Below are 20,733 nucleotides of genomic sequence, written 5' to 3'. Positions count from 1 at the left end.
GGGGGTGGGGGTCCACGAGGGCGGTCTATCGATTTGGTCCCAATCCGCAACCGTGCGATCTTCCAACGCGCAATCTCCACAGCGCCTCAAGAGGGACTTGCATCCCCCTCTCAAATCATCGACCACCAAACTCCCGGATTGTTAACCCGCTCCCATCGAACCAACGGACGACATGGCGCGAACCCCCTCCAAGAAAAAGAGCTCGTCGGACCAAGCCCATCAGGCCAGCGACGGCGTCGCCTTCGAGGCCAAGCTGTGGGCCGCGGCGGACGCGCTGCGCAACAACATGGATGCGGCCGAGTACAAGCACGTCGTGCTGGGGCTGATCTTCCTGAAATACATCTCCGACGCCTTCGAGGCCAAGCATGCCGAGCTGGAGGCCCAGCGCACGGATGGCGCCGATCCGGAGGATCCCGACGAGTACCGCGCGGAAAACATCTTCTGGGTGCCGCCGGAGGCGCGCTGGAGCTATCTGAAGGGCATGGCGCCGCAGCCGACCATCGGCCAGCTCATCGACGACGCCATGGCCGCGATCGAGCGCGACAATCCATCGCTGAAGGGTGTGCTGCCGAAGGACTATGCCCGCCCCGGGCTGGACAAGCAGCGCCTCGGCCAGATCATCAATCTCGTCTCCGACATCGCGTTGGGCGCACCGGCCGATCGCGCCAAGGATACGCTCGGCCGCGTCTACGAATATTTCCTCAACCGTTTCGCCAGCGCCGAGGGCAAGAGCGGCGGCCAGTTCTACACGCCGTCCCATGTCGTCCGCGTGCTGGTCGAGATGCTCGCCCCCTACAAGGGCCGGGTCTACGATCCCTGCTGCGGCTCCGGCGGCATGTTCGTACAGAGCGAGAACTTCATCCACGCCCATGCCAGCGGCAACGGCAATGGCGGCAAGGCGCGGCACGACATCTCGATCTGGGGCCAAGAGTCGAACTACACGACCTGGCGGCTCGCCAAGATGAACCTCGCCATCCGCGGCATCGACGCCCACATCGCCCATGGCGACACCTTCCACAATGACGGCCATCCGGACCTCAAGGCCGACTACGTGCTGGCCAATCCGCCGTTCAACGATTCCGACTGGCGCGGCGACCTCCTGAAGGACGACAAGCGCTGGGTCTATGGCGTGCCGCCCGCCGGCAACGCCAATTTCGCCTGGGTGCAGCACTTCATCCACCACCTCGCACCATCAGGCCTCGCCGGCTTCGTACTCGCCAACGGCTCGATGTCGTCGAACCAGTCCGGCGAAGGCGAGATCAGGAAGGCGATCGTCGAGGCCGATCTCGTCGACTGCATGGTGGCGCTGCCCGGGCAGTTGTTCTACTCGACGCCAATTCCGGTCTGCCTCTGGGTCCTTACGCGCAGCAAGAGTAATGGCCGCTTCCGCGACCGCCGCGGCGAGACGCTGTTCATCGACGCGCGCAAGATGGGCACGCTGGTCGAACGCGTTCGGCGTGAATTGACCGACGCAGACATCGCCAAGATCGCTGGCACCTACCACGCATGGCGCGGCGACAAGGATGCCGGCGTGTATGAGGACGTGCCGGGCTTCTGCAAGTCGGCCGCGCTGGAGGACATCAAGCAGCACGGCCACGTGCTGACGCCCGGCCGTTACGTCGGCGCTGCGGCCGCCGAGGAGGACGATGAGCCGTTCGAGCAGAAGATGGGGCGGCTGGCGTCGACGTTGCGGGAGCAACAGGCGGAGGCGGTGAAGCTGGATGCGGCGATTGCGGCCAACCTGAGGGAGCTCGGGTATGGCGGGTGAGTGGACAGAAACGACAATCGGGGAATTACTCGCTACGAAAGGTGGAAGCGTAAAAACTGGCCCCTTTGGCACTGCATTGAAGGCGAAGGAATATTCGACTGAAGGGGTGCCGCTGATTTCCGTGGGAGAGGTAGGGTATGGGACGTTGCGTGTTCATGCCAAGACACCCAGAGCACCTACCGAAGTTGTTAAGAGGCTCCCAGAGTATGTCCTTGAAGCGGGAGATATTGTATTCGGACGGAAGGGCGCAGTCGATCGTTCCGCCTTGGTTAAGCCCGACCAGGCCGGCTGGTTCTTAGGTTCGGATGGGATAAGGCTCCGACTTCCGAATACATGTGACGCAAGATTCGTCGCGTATCATCTCCAGAGTTCTGAGGCGCGTTCCTGGCTAATTCAACATGCGACCGGCACAACTATGGCTTCCTTAAATCAAGCCATAATCGAGCGCATGCCATTGTTCTTGCCGTCCATCGGCGAGCAGCGTGCTATCGCCCACATCCTCGGCACGCTCGACGACAAGATCGAGCTGAACCGGCGCATGAACGAAACGCTGGAGGCGATGGCGCGGGCGCTGTTCAAGTCGTGGTTTGTGGATTTCGATCCGGTGCGGGCGAAAGCGGCGGGAGGGTGCGTGGGTCTACCCGATGACATGAGCGATCTTTTCTCAGGTGAATTTGTTGAGTCTGATCGCGGGGAAATTCCTAAAGGATGGCGAATTGCTTCGCTCCTGGACCAAGCAACACTCCTGAGTGGCGGAACGCCCAAAACGGAGCGATCGCAATATTGGGATGGGAACATCAAATGGGCGAGTGCGAAGGATGTCTCTCAATGCAAAGAAGCGTTCTTGATTGAAACGGAAAGAACGATTACCGAGAACGGACTGAACAACAGCGCTACACAGCTCATTCCTCGTTTCGCTTCTGTGGTCGTTGCCCGAGGAGCGACAACAGGCAGGATGGTCTTGTTCGGTCGCGAGATGGCAATGAACCAGACATGTTATGCGCTCTGGAGCGACATTGGCGCGCCGTTTGCGCTGTATTGCCAACTGAGTGAGGAAGTTCGTGAACTCGTCCATGCCGCTCATGGCTCAGTGTTCGATACGATCACTACCAGCACCTTTAAGAACGCCCGCTCTGTTCTTGCTCCTGAGCCAGTGATCGCCCGCTTCGAGCAGATCGTAAGTCCCTGGTTCGGCCGCATACTGGCCAATTGCGAGCAGTCCAAAACTTTAGCCGCCCTGCGCGACACTCTCCTCCCCAAGCTCATCTCCGGCGAATTGCGGGTGAAGGCCGCCGAGAAGATCGTCGAGGCGGTGGCATGAGCGAGAGTCCGTCCCGCGCCGAGTTGATCCTCGGCCGCACCGAGGACGGGCGCGTCGCGATCCAGTTGCGGATGGTCGGCGGCACGGTTTGGTTGGCCCAGGCCGAGATCGCCCGGCTGTTCGAGACGACCAAGCAGAACGTCAGCCTGTACCTGAAAAACATATTCAAGGACAAGGAGTTGTCGGAGAGTTCAGTTGTCAAGGAATCCTTGACAACTGCCCGCCACGGCCTGGGGCTGAGTGGCAACTTGTAAATATTGCTTACAAGTTCAGGCCGGCTGCTTCTCCTTATGCTGCCCGCGAGAGCTGGAGGCCACCGTATGACGGACGATATCTGCCGCACGTTCAAGGAATTGGCTGAGGAGACTTGGCGGCGGATTTTCACCGCTGACGAGGTAGGCCTGCCGTGGAGCGAGGAATCGAACACGGAGAACATTCTCCTCGCTCTTCGCACGCGCCACCCTCACGAGGTGGCAGTCGCATCCTTCTCCAAACGGAGGGAGGCGGCGATCGGTGCGGATTGGGAGTGGTGGTTTGTTGGGCGATCAAGTGCTTACGGCATGCGCGTGCAGGCCAAGCGAATCAAGCTATCAAGTGAAATTTTTAGCCATCTTCACTACCACCCCAAGGGGCATCTGCATGACCAGATGACGACACTCATCATGAATGCAGGCAAGGATGGCTTGTTGCCGGTCTACTGCTTTTACGTTGCCTCCAAAAGGCGCAGCACGGAATCAGTTTGGCCGTCAGCTCTCAAGCTAAACCTCCAGCCGATTAGCGGCTGTCTCATTGGTCATGCGCAATGTATTCAGGGGGCTGGAAGTAACGACTTACACATCCTCGCCCCGTATCTTCTCCCTTGGCATCTTTTGGTTTGCGGTCAGAAAATCGGAAAATCTAAAGATTTGGCCCAGACCGCAGAGGCAGCGATTAGGGGAGCCTTGTCTGGGTCGTTGACTATCGCGCCTCGCTTCGATGACGTTGATTTAGACAAGGTGTTGTTGCCACAGCGACGTGACATTCCGAACTACGTTAGAGAGCTACTTGCCGGAGATCCCGCACAATACGACGTTGAGTCGATCCTAAAGGAAGCCAGGGCATCGGCCAGGGGCATTCGGGGGGTAGTTGTTTTCAAGAGCTCTAGCGGCGACTAGTCTCGTACGCAACGTAGACGAGAAATCTACTCGCGGGCGGCCACCAAATGTGGAAAGATGCGAGGCAATCAGCGGTACCAAAAAGCCAGCCCCCACTTGGCAGTGGCGAGTCCGCTTAGCCAGAATGGAGCCACCCCGTCGGAATGTCCAGCGCCTTCACCGAGTCGGTCGTCGAGGAGGCTGCGCTCGAATGGCTGGGCGTGCTTGGCTATGCCGTCCGGCACGGTCCTGACATCGCGGCCGGCCAGCCGGACGCCGAGCGCAGCGACCCCAACTACCGCGACGCGGTGCTCGATGGCCGGCTGCGGGCGGCGCTGGTGCGGCTCAATCCGGGCCTGCCGCATGAGGCGCTGGAGGAGGCCCATCGCAAGCTGATGCGGCTCGATGCGCCGTCGCTGGTCGAGCGCAATCGCGCGGTGCATCGCCTGCTGGTCGATGGCGTCCCGGTCGAATTCCGCCGCAAGGACGGTTCGATCGGCGGCGCGCAGGCGCGGCTGATCGACTTCGACGATCCCAGCCAGAACGACTGGCTCGCGGTCAACCAGTTCACGGTGGCCGAGGGGCAGCATCTGCGCCGGCCGGACATCGTGCTGTTCGTCAACGGCCTGCCACTGGCGGTGATCGAGCTGAAGAACGCGGCCGACGAGGACGCCGACATCTGGGCCGCGTTCAACCAGCTCCGCACCTATCAGGCGCAGCTTCCGGCGCTGTTTGCGACCAATGCCGCGCTGGTGGCCTCCGACGGCGCGCATGCGCGGATCGGCGCGCTCGGGGCCGACCGCGAATGGTTCAAGCCCTGGCGCACCACCAATGGGCGGGACGAGCCGAAGGGCCTCGCCGAGCTGCAGGTGGTTCTAGAGGGCGTCTTCGAGCAGCGGCGCTTCCTCGACCTGATCCGCTATTTCATCGTGTTCGAGGCGCCCGAGCGCGGCGGCCTGATCAAGAAGATGGCCGGCTATCACCAGTTCCACGCCGTCAACGTGGCTCTGGAGGAAACCTTGCGGGCGGCGATCCCGAAGCAGGGCTGGTCTCCGGCTCTGAATGCATCAGAGCCGGGAGGCCGCTTCGAGTCCGGGCCAATGGCCGGCGGCGAGGAGGGCGACCGTCGCGTCGGCGTGGTCTGGCACACCCAGGGCTCGGGCAAGAGCCTGACCATGGCGTTCTACGCCGGGCGCGTGATCCTGGCGCCTGAGATGGAGAACCCGACCATCGTCGTGCTGACCGACCGCAACGATCTCGACGATCAGTTGTTCGGCACCTTCGCCCGCTGCCGCGAGCTGCTGCGGCAGCCGCCGGTGCAGGCGGCCGATCGCGCCGAGCTGCGCAGCCTGCTGTCGGTCGCCGGTGGCGGCGTCGTGTTCACGACGATCCAAAAATTCTTTCCGGAGGAGCGCGGCGATCGCCATCCGATCCTGTCCGAGCGGCGCAACGTCGTCGTCATCGCCGACGAGGCGCATCGCAGCCAATATGATTTCATCGACGGTTTTGCGCGCCACATGCGCGATGCGCTGCCGCACGCCTCCTTCATCGGTTTCACCGGGACGCCGATCGAGCAGGCCGATGCCAATACGCGCGCCGTGTTCGGCGACTACATCAGCGTCTACGACATCCAGCGTGCCGTGATCGACGGCGCCACAGTGCCGATCTATTACGAGAGCCGCCTCGCCCAGCTGGCGCTGAAGGAGGCCGAGCGCCCGCACATCGATCCTGATTTCGACGAGGCGACCGAAGGCGAGGAGACCGAGCGCAAGGAACGGCTCAAGAGCAAATGGGCGCAGCTCGAAGCGGTGGTCGGCGCCGAGGCGCGGATCGCGTTGGTGGCGCGCGATCTGGTCGAACATTTCGAGACCCGGCTGTCGGCGATGGACGGCAAGGCAATGGTCGTGGTGATGAGCCGGCGCATTGCCGTGGCGCTCTATGACGAGATCGTCAAGCTGCGGCCAAACTGGCACCATCCCGACGACGACAAGGGCGCGCTCAAGATCGTGATGACCGGCTCGGCCTCCGATCCGCTGCCGATGCAGCCGCATCTGCGCAGCAAGAAGAAGCGCGAGGATTTGGCCGACCGCTTCCGCGACGCCAAGGACCCTTTTAGGATCGTCATCGTCCGCGACATGTGGCTGACCGGCTTCGACGCGCCGTGCCTCTCGACCATGTATCTGGACAAGCCGATGCGCGGCCATGGCCTGATGCAGGCGATCGCGCGCGTCAACCGCGTGTTCAAGGACAAGCCCGGCGGCCTCGTGGTCGACTACCTCGGCCTCGCCGACGAGTTGCGCCGCGCGCTCGTCACCTACACGGAAGCCGGTGGCACCGGCCGCACCGCGCTGGATCAGGCCGAGGCCGTCGCCGTGATGCTCGAAAAATATGAGGTCTGCGGCGGCCTGTTCCACGGCTTCGATTGGTCGCATTGGCTGACCGGCACGCCGGCGCAGCGTCTCACCGTGCTGCCCGCAGCGCAGGAGCACATCCTTGCGCAGGAGAACGGCAAGGCGCGCCTGATGCAGGCGGTGATCGAGTTGTCGAAGGCCTTTGCGCTCGCGGTGCCGCATGCCGAGGCTTTGCGCATCCGCGACGATGTCGGCTTCTTCCAGGCCGTGCGCGCGGTGCTCGCCAAGAACGAGCCCGGCGGCAGCAAGAGCAGCGAGGACATCGATCACGCGATCCGTCAGATCGTCTCCAAGGCGGTCGCGTCCGACGAAGTGATCGACATCTTCGCGGCTGCGGGCCTGAAGAAGCCGGACATTTCGATTCTCTCGGATGAATTCCTGGCCGAGGTGCGCGGCATGCCGCAGCGGAATCTGGCGGTCGAGCTGTTGCAGAAGCTCCTGAAGGGCGAGATCAAGACGCGCTCCCGCCGCAACGTCGTGCAGGCGCGCGCCTTCTCCGAGATGCTGGAGCAGTCGCTGCGGCGCTATCAGAACCGCGCCATCGAGACAGCCAAGATCATCGAGGAACTGATCCAGCTCGCCAAGGACATGCGGCATGCGGCGCAGCGCGGCGAGGCGTTGGGATTGAGCGACGACGAGGTGGCATTCTACGATGCGCTGGAGACCAACGACAGCGCCGTGAAGGTGCTCGGCGACGACGCGCTGCGCACCATCGCGCGCGAGCTGGTCAAGGCGGTGCGCGCCAATGTCACGATCGACTGGACCATGCGCGACAATGTCCGCGCCCATCTGCGGGTCCTGGTCAAGCGCATCCTGCGCAAATACGGCTACCCACCCGACTTGCAGGAGAAGGCGACTCAGACGGTGCTCGAACAGGCCGAGGAGCTGTCGCGCGAGTGGGCGGCGTGAGCGCTGCGCCGGATACGGAGCTCGCCCCTCTCCATGAACACGCCTCTCGGCGTGTTCATGGTCCCGTGTCCAGCGCCACCCTCGGCGCCTGATCCTCATGGTGAGGAGCGTCGCCCTTGCGACGCGTCTCGAACCATGAGGCCACAGTACGGGCCTCGCCCTTCGAGACGCCCGCCTCCGGCGGGCTCCTCAGGGTGAGGGTGTGGAGGTCGTGCAGGGCGACAGGGATGAGATCGAAGAAAACTCTCACTGCGGCTCGGCAAATTTATCTTGCTATTTTTCCGAATTCATGATCTTATCTCCGTATCCCGTCCTCATGCAGAGGGGCGTACGCGTCGTCACGATACGTTGAGGCGGGGAGCGGTGGCCGCGGGCCTGTCAGGTGCTGATGCGCTGGACGATTGGCAGCTCGCGGACGTTCAAGCCGTGTGGTCCTGGCGCCCCGATGCTGGCGCTAAGCCTTGATGACCTGACGTGTCATCAGGTGACGGGGGCAAACAAGCCCGGTCCCCGGGGAGAGCTCGGAGCAGACGTTAAACCCATCGCGCAGGGAGGGCCGGGTCTGTCCGGCTGAACCTGTGGTTCCTGCCCCGTGCAATTTTTCCGCACGGGGGCCACGGGCCTCAGTCGAGGTCCGGCCTTCCCTGCGCCCTCGGCATTTGAAGAGGGTCTTGGTGATGATGATCTCGGGCGCGATCGCGCCGCGGGAGGTGTTGGTGTGTCTGCGTGCATCATGATCGACTTGCCGTGGTGCTGAGAGAGCCGCCAGCGCGCACAACATCGCCGCAGCCGTGGCGCCGTCATCGAATTGCGCTACACTGGTGTCACACGCTGCCGGCGCGTTGGCGGCCGGACGACAATGGAAGTCAGGGGGATGCACGGCATGACGGGGGTGATCAATTCAGGCGCAGCGCGATCGTCTGCGTCAGGTGTCGCTCTCACGCGCGGACTTTCCCGATGACGTCGCTCGACAAGTCCGCCTTCACGCCGCATGCCCTGCGCGAGAGCGTGCTGAACGAGGTGCATGCGCGGCCGTTCACGCCGCTGACGCAGCCGGTGCTGGTGATCCGCTTCGCCTTCATGGCCAGGAAAGGCGTCGAGGGCGACAGCGCGGCGGCCGACCGCGCCAGCCTGGCGGCGTTCTGTGCGCAGCATGGCGCGCCGCCGCCGGAGCCGGGCGTCAAGCATCACCAGGTCGATCTCGGCGCCGTCAGGCTGCGCTTCGAGCAGCATTCGGAATTTGCCACGCTGACCTGGATCTGGAGCCCGCCGGCCGGCGCCGGAGCGCGTCGCTTCGGTGCCATCGCGCCCGAGCTGCAGGCGTTGATCGCGGCGCTGCCGCAGGCCGGCGAGCTGCTGGTGGCGGTCAAGCTCGAGGTCGAGAACGCCGCCGATCCGGTGGCGCGCGCCGAGGAGATCTTCGACAAGAGCAGCCTCGCCATCGTTGCGATCAAGGGCAGCGCCGGCGCGGTCGCCTCCGACTTCCGCCTCGACGACGACGGCTTCACCCGCATCCTGGTCTGCGCCGATGGCCCGACGCCGGAGCGGCTTGGCGCGCTGGTGCAGCGCGTGCTGGAGCTCGAGACCTACCGCACCCTGGCGCTGCTCGGCCTGCCGGCCGCGCTGGCGCTGGCGCCGGACGTCGACCGCATCGAGCGGCGGCTGGTCGAGGTACTCGCGGAGATGCAGGGCGCGCAATCGTTCAAGCTCAACAACCACCTGCTGCGCGAGCTCACCGAGCTCGAGGCGCTGCTGGAGCGCGGCGCCACCGGCAGCCTGTTCCGGTTCGGCGCCAGCCGCGCCTACTACGACCTGGTGCAGGCCCGCCTGTCGGTGATCGAGGGCGAGCCGGTCGCGCCCTATTCGAGCTGGTCGTCGTTCCTGGCGCGGCGCACTGCGCCGGCGATGCGCACCTGCAACGCGCTGGAGGGCCGGCAGTCGAACCTGTCGCTCAAGCTGGCGCGCGCCGCCGATCTGCTGCGCACCCGCGTCAATGTCGAGCTGGAGCAGCAGAACCGCGATCTGCTGCGCTCGATGAACGAGCGCACCAAGCTGCAGCTGCGCCTGCAGAGCACGGTCGAGGGCCTGTCGGTGGCCGCGATCGGCTACTACGTCGTCAGCCTGTTCGGCTATCTCGCCAAGGGCGCGCATGACAGCGGCCTGCCGGTCGAGCCGACGCTGGCCACCGCCGCCTTCGTGCCGGTCGCGATCGCGCTGATCTGGTTCACGACCCACCAGATCCGCAAGCGGCATCTGAAGGAGGACCACGAGGCGGAAAAGGCCGAGCACGAGTGACGCGCGGCGCTTGCCAGCGCGCGGCGAGGCGGCTAAGCGGCGGTCTGACGGGACAGAGGCGATGAGACGATGAGCGGCACGACAATCGAATTCCTGGTTCACGCGGATGGTGCGGCGACGCGGCAGCAGGTGACGCTGAGCCGCCTCGTCATCGCCGGCTGGACCGGGCGCGATCCGGTCGCCCGCGACAAGCACATCGCCGAATTGGAAGAGCTCGGCATTCCCCGTCCGGCGACGACGCCGATCTATTACGAGGCTGCGGCCACCCGGCTGACCACATCCGACAGCATCGAGGTCAGCGGCGGGGAGTCCTCCGGCGAGGTCGAGTTCGTGCTGGTGAAATCGCGCGGCCGGCTGTTCGTCGGCGTCGGCTCCGATCATACCGACCGCAAGGTCGAGACCTACAACATCACCGTCTCCAAGCAGATGTGCGACAAGCCGGTGGCGCCCGAGCTGTGGCTGGTCGACGACGTCGCCGCGCATTGGGACCGGCTGACGCTGCGTGCGTTCGCGACCATCGGCGGCGAGCGCGTGCTGTACCAGGAGGGCGCGCTGAGCGGCATGCTGGCGCCTCTGGAACTGATCGCGCGTCGCTACGGCGAGGCCGGCCTGCCCGAGGGCACCGCGATGTTCGGCGGCACGTTTGCCGCCAAGGGCGGCATCCGCCCCGCCGACCGCTTCGAGTTCGAGCTCGCCGATCCCGTGCTGAACCGCGTCATCCGCCATGGCTACGCGATCGAGCAGCTCGCCATCGCCGGCTGATCGGGACGCGCGCGATCACGATCGTGTGCGGCGAGGCTGGACCGAGTGAGCGTCGCCGCGGCAAGGGCCTGTTAAGCAAGACGGCCTAGGGTGTCGAAGTGTGCCGAAGCGGGACCTCCGCGCATCAGGCGTTCGCGTCCGGCACGATCCTGTCGCGACATGAGACGCCGAGCGGCTGGCAAATCCTTAACCGATCCCTACCTGATCATGGCTCATTCGACGGATCGGAGGACAAGGGCGATTAACTAGAAGTTTAGGAAGTGGTTGTGCGCGTGGATACCTCCCTTAAGGGTTTTATTAAATACCCCGGGAATTGGGAGAGTGCGATGCGCGTCGCGATCGTCCACGATTGGCTTTACGTTCTCGGCGGCGCCGAGAAGGTCCTGCAGGAGATCTTGCGCTGCTATCCCGGCGCCGACGTCTTCACGCTGTTCGACCTGCTGCGTCCCGAGGACCGCGCTAAGCTGGGATTCGAAAAGTCGCATACGACGTTCCTGCAGAAGATGCCGTTGTTGCGGAAGTATCACCGCTCCTACCTGCCGCTGATGCCACTCGCGATCGAGCAGCTCGACCTGTCGAGCTATGATCTCGTGATCTCCTCGAGCTGCGCGGTGGCCAAGGGCGTGCTGACCGGGCCGGAGCAGGTTCACGTCGCCTATGTGCATTCGCCGATGCGCTACGCCTGGGACCTGCAGCACCAGTATCTTCAGGAGAGCGGCTACGCGACCGGCGTCAAGGGCCTCATCGCCCGCGCGTTGCTGCACAAGATGCGGATCTGGGACGCCCGCACCGCCCACGGCCCCGACGCCATCTTCACGAATTCGCAGTTTGTCGCCCGCCGCATCAAGAAGATCTACGGCCGCGACGCCAAGGTGATCTATCCGCCGGTGACCATCGCGCAGCGCGATGCGATCCTGCCGGTCGGCAACCACTTTCTCGCCGCCAGCCGGCTCGTGCCCTACAAGCGCATCGAGCCGATCGTGCGCGCCTTCAATACCATGCCGGACCTCGAGCTGGTCGTGGCCGGTGACGGCCCGGAGGCCGCGCGTCTGAAGTCGATCGCGGGGCCGAACGTGAAGTTCGCCGGCTTCGTGCCCGACAAGCAATTGCGCGATCTGATGACCACCGCCCGCGCCTTCGTGTTCGCGGCGGAAGAGGATTTCGGCATCATCCCGGTCGAGGCGCAGTCCGAAGGCGCGCCGGTGCTGGCGCTCGGCCGCGGCGGTGCACGCGAGTCGATCCTCACCACGGGGCCGCGGCCGACCGGCATGTTCTTCGGCTCGCCCGAGCCCGCGGCGATCGCGGCCTGCGTGCGATCGTTCGTGGCCAAGGAGAAGTCGATCTCGCGTCTCGATTGCCGCCAGCGCGCCGGCTTCTTCTCGGCCGAGCGCTTCCGCAGCCAGTTCGTCGCGGCGGTCAACGAGGAGCTCGAGCATTTCCGCGCCGGCCATCAGGGCCGCGCGACACGGCTGATTGCGTAACGTTCGGATGTGGTGCGGGTGCAGATCATGAGGCAGGCGGGTCTTACGGAAGCCTTGTCCGGCCTCGACGCGTTGGGGCGGATCTGGCGCCGTCGCGGCGTGTTCGCCATCGTGGCCGGCGCCGTCCTCGCGATTGCGGTGATCGCCCTCGTCGTATTGCCGGTGCGCTATCTCGCCACCGCCTCGGTGATCATCGCCGAGCAGGAGCCCGGCGCCAACACCTCGGCGGCATGGGCGCAGAAGGTCGGCGACCCCGCCGACATGGAAAGCCAGCTGCTGGTGATCCGCTCGCCGCGCCTTCTGCGGCAGATCATTTCGTCGCCGGGTGTTGCCGACGCTGTCGTCAGCGAATGCGAGCGCGGCCGCCTGCTCGGCTCGACGGATGCGTGCCAGCGTCTCAAGACGGATGTCGGCGCGTTCATCGACCACGTCGAGAGTCGTTTCAGCGTCGCCTCCGCCGGCCGCTCGCGCGTCATCAACATCTCCTATCAGTCTGGTCTCCCCGACGTCGCGCAGACGCTCGCCAACGCGCTGACGCAGACGTTTCTCGAGGATCAGCGCACCGAAGGCGCCAACAGCCGCGAGGTCGCGAGCTCCTGGCTGTGGCAGGAGCTGAAGCAACTCGATCAGCAGTTGCGCGAGGCCGATGACAAGATCCAGAAGTTCCGCCGCACCAAGGGGCTGATGCGCGGCGCGAACGCGCCGATCTCCTCGGAGCGGCTGACGAGCATCGGCCAGCAATTGTCGCAGGCGGAGGCCGCGCGGGCCGAGGCTGCGGCGCGGCTGCAGGAGATCAAGTCGGAGCAGGAGCGCGGCCCGACCGATGCGCCTTCGGTGCTGCAGAGCCGGACCATCGCCGACCTCAAGCAGCAGCTCACGACAGTGAGCGCGCAGCTCGCGAGCGCCGCCGGCGTGCTCGGTCCGAAACACCCGTCGATCCTGGCGCTGACCCGCGAGCAGGCGAGCATCCAGCAACGTCTCGTCGAGGAGATGCAGTCGATCGCGGCCAGCGCGCAGAAGGCGTTCGATGCCAACACCGCGCTGGTCAATTCGCTCAAGAAGCAGATGGAGACCGCCAAGGCGGAGGCCGGCTCGGCCACGCTGGATGAGGCCTCCATCGAGAGCATGGTGCGCGACACCGAGATCAAGCGCCAGCAATATGCCGAGCTCTACAAGAAGGCGAGCGAGCTCGAGACCGAGCGGCGCGTCCTGCGCGGCAGCACGCGGCTCGTCAGTCTCGCCGAGCTGCCGAGCAAGCCGTTTTTCCCGAAGAAGATCCCGTTCCTCGCCGCCGGCATGACGCTCGCGTTGATCTTCGGCGTCGGCGCTGCGCTGCTCGCCGATCAGCTCGGCGCGCGCCTGATCAGCCCGCCCGTGCCCGTCACTCCGGAAGCGCCGGCCCAGCAGGTCGAGGCGCCCGCTGTCGACGAAGCTCCGGCCATCGTCCCTGAATTGGCCGAGAGTGTGACCGCACCGGAGACGGCGACGCCACCGGCAGCGCCCGAACGAAGCTCTCATCTCCCGAGCGTCGCCGACGTTTCGATCCTGGCCTGCTTGCCGCGCCTGAAGAGCCTGCGCGAGATGTCGGCGCTCGGCGCGATCCTGCAAGGCCATCAACCGCTGGCGATCCCGCGCGTCTTGCGCCTCGCCTCCGAGGACACTGATTTTCAGCATGCGCTGCACGATCTCGTCCACGAACTCGGTTTGAAGCGGTCCGCGCGATCGCAGCGCATCGTCGTGACCTCTCCCGATGCAGGAGATGGCAAGACGACCACGGCCTGTGCGCTGGCAGAGCACCTCGCGGCCGCAGGCCGGCGCGTGCTGGTCGTCGAGTGCGACGTCTCGCATCCCGCCTTTGCCGAGATCATGGCCCTGCCGGCAAGCCCCGGATGGCTCGGCGCGCTGGAGCGCGGGACGCCGCTCCGGGACATGATTCTACCGACCGCGCATCCCTCGCTCGACGCGCTGCCGATTGGTGCGACGACCGGTCCGGTCGGCGACATTCTCGACGCGATCAGCCTCGACGGTCTCCTCGCTGGTCTCGATGGCTATGATGCCGTGATCGTCGACACGCCGTTGCCGTCGCAACGGAACGATTTCCTTGCCGGTACGGACTGGGCGATCGTCTGTGTACGCAGTGACCGGTCGTTGATCGAGCCGGCGGTCGCGACGGTGAACAGAAGCAGAGCGTTTGGAGCCCGGGAAGTCGGCATCGTCGTCACCATGACCGCCGTCGAGCACCACAGCACGCCTGTCGTCCAGACCGCGCCCGTGGCAGCCTACGCCGGAGCCGGGTGATGCCGACCGAGCGTGTCCTGTTCGTCGATCACACCGGGCAGATCGGCGGCGCCGAGTTGATCCTGCTCGATGTCGTCCAGGGTCGCAAGGATTCCGCGGTGTTCCTGTTCGAGCCGGGCCCGCTCGGCAAGGCGCTGGCTGAGCGCGGCATGTCGGTCATCACGTCGCGCTGGGGCCGCGGCCTGGGGCAGTTCAGACGCGACAGTTCGTGGCTCAAGGCGCTGCCGCTAATCGGCCGACTCGCGGCAATCACGGCGGAGCTCGCTCATGTCGCACGCAAGCATGACGTCCTCTATGCCAATTCGCAGAAAGCCTTCGTCCTGTCGGCCATCGCCAACATCGCGGCACGGCGGCCGTTGATCTGGCATCTGCATGACATCATCAGCCCGGCCCATTTCGGCGCGCTGCAGCGGCGTATGCAGATCATTCTTGCCAACCGCTTCGCGGCGAAGGTCGTCGTCCCCTCCGAAGCCGCCGCAGCCGCCTTCATCGAGGCCGGAGGTCGACGCTCTCTCGTCGAGGTTGTGCCCAATGGCCTCGCCGTCGAACCCGTGCCCGCATCGCGGCAGGAGCTGCGGCAGCGACTCGGCCTGCCGTCCGCACCTCTGGTCGGCGTCTTCAGCCGGCTCGCCCAGTGGAAGGGCCAGCATGTCCTGATCGAAGCGCTGGCCAAACTGCCGGGTGTTCACGGCATCATCGTCGGAGATGCCCTGTTCGGCGAGCAGGACTACGCGGCTGAGCTGAGACGGCTCGTCGCGGAGCTGGGCCTCGGTGATCGCGTTCACTTCCTTGGGCATCGCAGCGACGTGCCGCTGCTGATGCAGGCGGTGGACGCGATGGTGCATCCGTCGATCGATCCCGAGCCGTTCGGCCGCACCCTCGTCGAAGCCATGCTCGCCGGCGTGCCGGTGATCGCCACCGATGCTGGCGCTGCGCCGGACATCCTCGAACATGGCCGGGCCGGCCTGCTCGTGCCGCCTGGTGATGCGCGTGCGCTGTCCGAGGCTCTGGAGGCGGTGCTGGCTCAACCCGAGATCCTCGCGCCACAGCTCGACTACGCGTCGCGCCGCGCGCGCACCCATTACAGTCTTGCACGCATGCTGGACTCGATCGGGCTTCTGATCCGCAATGTCGGTGCGGGAGCGGCGGTGTGAGCACGATCGTCACACCTGCCCCGTCCTCCGAGCGGCGTATGGTCGATCTCGTCGCGGATTGCGAGCCGCTCGGCCCGCTGTTCGCCATTCTCGCGCCGATGCTGTCGTGGCCGAAACTGCTCGAGGACGGACAAGTCTCTGCGCGATGGAAAGGGCGGCCGGCCGTGTCGGAGGATGCCGCATGAGCGCCTCCGGTCCTTCGCTCAAGCGCTTCAGTGCGCTGCTGATCAGCGGTGCGCTGGCGAGCAAGATGCTCGGCTTCGGCCGCGAGGTGCTGATGGCGCATGTGTTGGGTGCCTCGCTCATCGCCGACGGCTTTCGCGCCGCCATGGCGGCCGTGCTCATCCCGCTCGCATTCCTGCAGAACGAGAGCGTGCCGGCGATCATGATCCCGATGCATCGCGAGGCGCTGCAGCGGCCGGATGCCGCGCGCAGCCTCGGTGCGCTGACGATCGTCATTGCCATCGTGTCGAGCGCGGTGACCGCGATCATCCTGCTGCTCGGTGAGCTCTGGGTGAACGCCGTCGTCGGCGGCTTCTCGGCGGAAGGGCGTGAGCTCACTTTGCATTTCGTGCGCATGATGGCGTTCGGCATGCCGGCGTCCGCGGTCCTCAACGTTCTGGCGGCCGGCGAGATCGCGCTCGGGCGCACGCGGCTGACCAATGTCCGCGCCAGCCTGCTCAACGTCGCAGTGATCGGCGGAATCGGCCTGCTGGTGCTGACCGGCGACGCCTACATGCTCGCCTGCGCCTTCACCGTCGCTTTCAATGGCCTCGCCGCCTGGGGCCTGGTCTCGCTGTGGCGCGAGGGCGCGCTGAGCGTCTCCGGCCTGACCGCCGGCATGGTGGTCGACAAGGGTGTCGAATTCTTCCGCCGGCTGCGCGTCCTGCTTGCGCTGCCGCTGGCCGAGCAGGGCAATGTCTGGATCGAGCGCTTCACGGCGTCGCGGCTGACGACGGGCGCCGTCGCCTCGCTGGACTACGCGCGCTCGCTGACCGAGAGCGCGCTGCTGCTGATCAGCCAGCCGCTCGGCATGGCCGTGCTGTCGCAGCACGCCCCGCACGATCCGCGCGCGCAGACCGAGGCGCTGCTGCGGCCGCTGCTCGCACTGACCTTGCCGGCCTCGGCGTTCCTGCTGGTCTTCTCGACCGACATCGTCCGCCTGATCTATTTCCGCGGCGCGTTCGGCGACGAGGCCCTGCTGCTGACCTCGCATGCGCTCAAGGGCATCGCCTGCGGCGTCTGGGCCGCGACCCTCGGCTGGATCCTGATCCGCCTGCTCAACGGCGCGGGGCGCAACGGCGTCGCCGCGCTGATCATCGTCTCTGCCTATCTCGCCAACATGGGTTTCAACCTGCTGATGCCGCTGTTCGATCCGTCGCCGGCGGCCGGCATGCAGTTGCTCGGAGTTGGCGAAGCGATCCGCAGCCTCGTGCTGCTGTCGGGCGTGGTGTTCGTGCTCGGCGATGCGCGAAAGCTCCTGCTCGTGATCGGCTTGGCCCTGCTGCCGACCGCACTGATGGCCGTGCTCGGCCTGATGATTCAGACCTCCGTGCCGGGCCTGCTGCCGCGCCTGTTCGCCGGCGGATTGGCCTATATGCTCTGCCTGGCCTTCGCGATCGGCATCCTGCTGCCGGCCGTGGTGGGCACGGCGCTCCGCCATGTTCGTCGTACGTTCAAGATGAAGGGAGAGCTGAGTTGACCCTGTTGGCCCTCGCTGCCGCCAAGGCCATGATGGCATCCGGTGCCTTCGTCCTTCCGCTCGCCAAGGCCGCCGATCGTGTGCTCGGCCCGCGCGGCTGCTGCCTGACCTTCCACCGCACCGCGCCCGCGGAGCAATGGGAGCGTCTGCCCAATCGCGACTTCTACGTCGATGCCGACTTTCTCGATCGTTTCCTCGGCTATGTCCTCGACCAGGGTTGGGATGTCGTGACGATCAGCGAGGCGCTGCGCCGGACGGCAAGCGCCGAGCCGCCCGGCCGCTACGTCAACTTCTCGATCGATGATTGCTACCGCGATACGTGCGAGCTGCTGGTGCCGGTGTTCCGCAGGCACAAGGTGCCGGTGACGCTGTTCGTGACGACCGGCATTCCCGACGGCACTTTGCCGCTGTGGGCCGCTGGCCTGGAGGATGTGCTGCTGCACAGGGACCACGTCACGGTCGACGATGAGCGGATCGCGCTGTCGAGCGCCGAGCAGCGCCGCGCGGTGTTTGCGCAGGTCGCCTCGCGCTGGGATGGCCCGCAGGCCGCGGATCGTTACGCCGCGTTCTGTGCCGCCAACGCCATCGACATCGATGCAATGCATTGGAAACATGCGATCTCCTGGGACATGCTGGAAGTGCTGGCGGGGGATCCGCTCATCGAGATCGGAGCCCACACCGTCTCGCATGCGCGCATCTCGTCGCTGTCTTCCGAAGACGCCCTTCGCGAACTGGCCGGCGCGCGGCTGCGATTGAACGAGCGGCTCGGCATCGACGTCCGGCACTTCGCGTTTCCTTACGGGCGCGCCGCCGATTGCGGACCGCGGGACTTTGCGCTGGCGCGGCAGGCCGGATTCGCCAGTGCCGCGACCACGCGCAAGGGCCTTGTCAAAGCAGGGCAGGATGCGTTCTCAATTCCGCGCAACACCATGAATGGCGCGCATCGTACGCTTGCGGCGATGGAGCTGCATCTCACCGGCTTCAGCGGGACTGCAGCGAAGGTGATGGGCCGTGTCTAGCAGGGGGCGCTTGCGGATCGTCTCGATTGCGCATCCGGCCACCAGCAGCGAGGCCGGCCGGCTGCGCTACCGCCATCTCGCGTCCCGGCCCGACGTCGATCTGCATCTCGTGACGCCCGAGGTGTGGAAGGAATTCGGCCGCACCATCACCGCGGCTCACTCCAACGAAGCCTTTCCTATCCATCGGCTCCCGATCCGACTCCCGGACGCGGGTCCGATGAAATGGTACCTGCACTTCTATCCGGCGCTGCGCCGCCTGCTGCGCGAGCTCGATCCCGACGTGATTCACCTTTGGGAAGAGCCCTGGAGCATCGTCGCGCTGCAGGCGCAGATGCTGCGCGGCCGTGCTGCGCTCGTGCTCGAGGTCGACCAGAACATCCTGAAACGGCTGCCGCCACCATTCGAGGCGATCCGCAGATTCGTCCTCGGCCGCACCGCCCACATCCTGTCGCGCAGTCCCGATGCGACTGAGGTCGTGAGGGCGCGTGGCTACACGGGTCCGGTGACGCCGATCGGCTATGGTGTCGATCTCGCGACCTTCATGCCGGCGGATGATCGATCGAATGCGACGGCCGGCTCGCCGCTGCGGCTCGGCTATGTCGGCCGGCTGGTGGTCGAGAAGGGCCTCGACGATGCGCTCGAAGCGCTCGCGCGCAGCAAGTCGGCGGCGACGCTGAGCATCATGGGCGAAGGTCCGCACGAGCCGCATCTGCGCCGGCGCGTGGCCGAACTCGGCTTGAGCGGGCGCGTCACGGTCCAGGGCTGGGCTTCACCCGCCGCGGTCGCGGCCTTCCTGCGCGGCCTGGACGCATTGCTGCTGCTGACGCGAACCACGGACGCGGTGCGCGAGCAGTTCGGCCGGGTGATCATCGAGGCCCAGGCCTGCGCCATTCCGGTGATCGGATCAACCTGCGGAGCGATTCCGGATGTCGTCGGCGACGGCGGCTGGATCGTGCCGGAGCAGGATCCCGGCAGTCTGTGTCGGCTCATCGATGAGCTCAGCGGCCAGTGGGCGGAGCTCGCCGTTCGCAGTGAGGCGGCCCGCGCGAACGTGCTCCGGCGCTTCACCTATGATGCGGTCGCGGCGGCGATTGAAACGGCATGCCGTGCGGCCCATCAGTCGACAACCGCATCCCGCCTCGCCCGCCCACAGCGGCTGCAGACGAATTAGCTAGGCCTTCAGCGGCAGTGCAATCACTGCGTGGCCAGGCTGTCGCTTGGCGGCATCGATCTGCTTGAGCAGCTCGATGTATTGCAGCCCGATCTGGTCCCAGCCATAGGTCTGCGCGGTCGCATGGGCGCCGTCCTGCAGCCGGCGCATCAGTGCGGGATCGGCGAAGACCGCCGCGAGCTTGGCCGCGATGTCGTCGGCGTCTGCTGAAATGCGGAAGCCGTTGACGCCGTCGCGCAGATAGTCCTCGATGCCGCCGACCGGCGTTGCGAACACCGGCACCGCGCAGGCCATGGCCTCCATGCAGACGAGCGAGAAGGTCTCATAACTCGTGGGGAGCACGAAGGCATCGGCCGCCGAGTACAGCGCCGGCAGGTCCGAGCGTGGGCCGGCGAAGATCAGTCGTTGCTGGGCGTTACGCGTCAGTCTGCGGTAGGGCGCGGGATTGTCCGAGCCGACGACCAGCAGCCAGACGTCGTTGCCGAGCCGATCGAGCGCGCCGATCGCATGCGCCAGTCCCTTGCGGTTGAATTCGTGGCCGACGAACAGCAGCAGGCGCGCGTTCTCCGGGATACCGAACTCGCGCCGGATGGCCTGGCCGCCGACGGCGTCGCGCTTGAAGCGCGCGAGATCGATGCCGTTGGAGATGACATGGATGCGGGCGGCCGGTACGCGGAAGAAGCGCTGCAGCTCCGCGGTGACGCGGGAGGACACCGCCACGAACGCCCGATACCGCAGGCCTCCGATCATGAACCGGTCGCGCAGCGCGACCCACAGATGCATCGGGTTGAGTATCCAGCGCCAGCTGCCGGCGGCGCGCTTCTCGGCCAGGCTCTGCGCATTGACGGCATGCACGATCAGCACGTCGCCCTTGAGACTATCGCCGTGGCTGACGACGACGGCATCGGGGTGTCGCGCCAGCGCCCGTGTCGCGGCGAGCGTGAACAGCGGCACGACAATGGCGCGGCCGATGTGCCGGAACAGTCCGCGAGTCGGAATCCGCGCTAGCCATGGCGCAACGCGCTCGACCCTTATCGTGTGTTCGAGATTGTCCGCGACGGCGCTCGCGAGCACGACGTTCGATAAACCATTCCGGCCGAAAACGCGCGCCAGCTCGATAGCAACGGTTTCCACGCCGCCCGCATTGCTTATCTCTTGAACGATCTGGACAATCTCAAACGTCATAACGGAAATCTAAGGGATCAGACATTGCGACTTCGTTCCAATCTGCTGGTCATTAGCACAGCCCTGTTAACGTTTGTCACGTCGCCATGGTCGAGCGCCGTTCGCGCCGGCGAAACGAACGCCT

The 20,733-nt window shown here is 65.6% G+C and carries 15 protein-coding genes; 14 read left to right on the top strand and 1 reads right to left on the bottom strand.

Features of this window, described 5'->3' with window-relative positions; all coding sequences use genetic code 11:
* Window positions 1-172 precede the first annotated feature (172 nt).
* The 14 genes from QW881_RS22595 to QW881_RS22530 all read left to right on the top strand — a co-directional run bounded on the left by QW881_RS22595 (window position 173) and on the right by QW881_RS22530 (window position 19,424).
* Window positions 173-1,768, top strand: coding sequence for a class I SAM-dependent DNA methyltransferase (locus QW881_RS22595; protein WP_316158693.1), 1,596 nt, complete (start codon window positions 173-175; stop codon window positions 1,766-1,768).
* The gene (locus QW881_RS22590; RefSeq protein ID WP_316158694.1) at window positions 1,758-3,089 is read left to right on the top strand and encodes a restriction endonuclease subunit S; all 1,332 of its coding nucleotides are present in this window, start codon (window positions 1,758-1,760) and stop codon (window positions 3,087-3,089) included. Before QW881_RS22595 ends, QW881_RS22590 begins: the two co-directional genes overlap by 11 nt.
* A complete protein-coding gene (locus QW881_RS22585; RefSeq protein WP_316158695.1) occupies window positions 3,086-3,343 on the top strand; it encodes a hypothetical protein in 258 nt (85 codons plus the stop codon). The genes QW881_RS22590 and QW881_RS22585 overlap by 4 nt, the downstream gene beginning before the upstream one ends.
* A gap of 66 nt (window positions 3,344-3,409) precedes the next feature.
* The gene (locus QW881_RS22580) at window positions 3,410-4,243 is read left to right on the top strand and encodes a DUF6615 family protein (protein ID WP_316158696.1); all 834 of its coding nucleotides are present in this window, start codon (window positions 3,410-3,412) and stop codon (window positions 4,241-4,243) included.
* 143 nt (window positions 4,244-4,386) lie between these two features.
* A complete protein-coding gene (locus QW881_RS22575; protein WP_316158697.1) occupies window positions 4,387-7,542 on the top strand; it encodes a type I restriction endonuclease subunit R in 3,156 nt (1,051 codons plus the stop codon).
* 957 nt (window positions 7,543-8,499) lie between these two features.
* Entirely contained in the window at window positions 8,500-9,837 is a 1,338-nt protein-coding gene (locus QW881_RS22570; RefSeq protein WP_316158698.1) for a DUF3422 domain-containing protein, read from the top strand.
* A 69-nt stretch (window positions 9,838-9,906) separates the two neighbouring features.
* Window positions 9,907-10,599, top strand: coding sequence for a DUF2848 domain-containing protein (locus tag QW881_RS22565; RefSeq protein ID WP_316158699.1), 693 nt, complete (start codon window positions 9,907-9,909; stop codon window positions 10,597-10,599).
* A 326-nt stretch (window positions 10,600-10,925) separates the two neighbouring features.
* Window positions 10,926-12,080: a glycosyltransferase gene (locus tag QW881_RS22560; RefSeq protein ID WP_315757194.1), complete on the top strand. Its 1,155-nt coding sequence runs from the start codon at window positions 10,926-10,928 to the stop codon at window positions 12,078-12,080.
* Window positions 12,081-12,107: 27 nt separating this feature from the next.
* Window positions 12,108-14,378, top strand: coding sequence for an exopolysaccharide transport family protein (locus QW881_RS22555; RefSeq protein WP_315757195.1), 2,271 nt, complete (start codon window positions 12,108-12,110; stop codon window positions 14,376-14,378).
* Entirely contained in the window at window positions 14,375-15,532 is a 1,158-nt protein-coding gene (locus QW881_RS22550) for a glycosyltransferase family 4 protein (RefSeq protein ID WP_315757196.1), read from the top strand. The genes QW881_RS22555 and QW881_RS22550 overlap by 4 nt, the downstream gene beginning before the upstream one ends.
* Window positions 15,529-15,717, top strand: coding sequence for a hypothetical protein (locus QW881_RS22545; protein WP_315757197.1), 189 nt, complete (start codon window positions 15,529-15,531; stop codon window positions 15,715-15,717). Before QW881_RS22550 ends, QW881_RS22545 begins: the two co-directional genes overlap by 4 nt.
* Complete coding sequence (locus QW881_RS22540; protein WP_315740804.1) at window positions 15,714-17,234, top strand: lipid II flippase MurJ; 1,521 nt, start codon at window positions 15,714-15,716, stop codon at window positions 17,232-17,234. The genes QW881_RS22545 and QW881_RS22540 overlap by 4 nt, the downstream gene beginning before the upstream one ends.
* On the top strand, window positions 17,231-18,253 hold the full coding sequence (locus QW881_RS22535; protein ID WP_315757198.1) for a polysaccharide deacetylase family protein: 1,023 nt from the start codon (window positions 17,231-17,233) through the stop codon (window positions 18,251-18,253). Before QW881_RS22540 ends, QW881_RS22535 begins: the two co-directional genes overlap by 4 nt.
* Window positions 18,246-19,424, top strand: a complete 1,179-nt coding sequence (locus QW881_RS22530) for a glycosyltransferase (protein ID WP_315757199.1) — start codon at window positions 18,246-18,248, stop codon at window positions 19,422-19,424. The genes QW881_RS22535 and QW881_RS22530 overlap by 8 nt, the downstream gene beginning before the upstream one ends.
* On the opposite strand, the gene QW881_RS22525 is transcribed toward QW881_RS22530, so the two are convergent.
* Entirely contained in the window at window positions 19,425-20,609 is a 1,185-nt protein-coding gene (locus QW881_RS22525; protein WP_315757200.1) for a glycosyltransferase family 4 protein, read from the bottom strand.
* Window positions 20,610-20,733 lie beyond the last annotated feature (124 nt).

This window comes from Bradyrhizobium sp. SZCCHNS3016 (assembly GCF_032484535.1).
Classification (GTDB): domain Bacteria; phylum Pseudomonadota; class Alphaproteobacteria; order Rhizobiales; family Xanthobacteraceae; genus Bradyrhizobium.
Note: the sequence above shows the minus strand (reverse complement) of the source record. Positions and strands in the feature narration are given on the sequence as shown.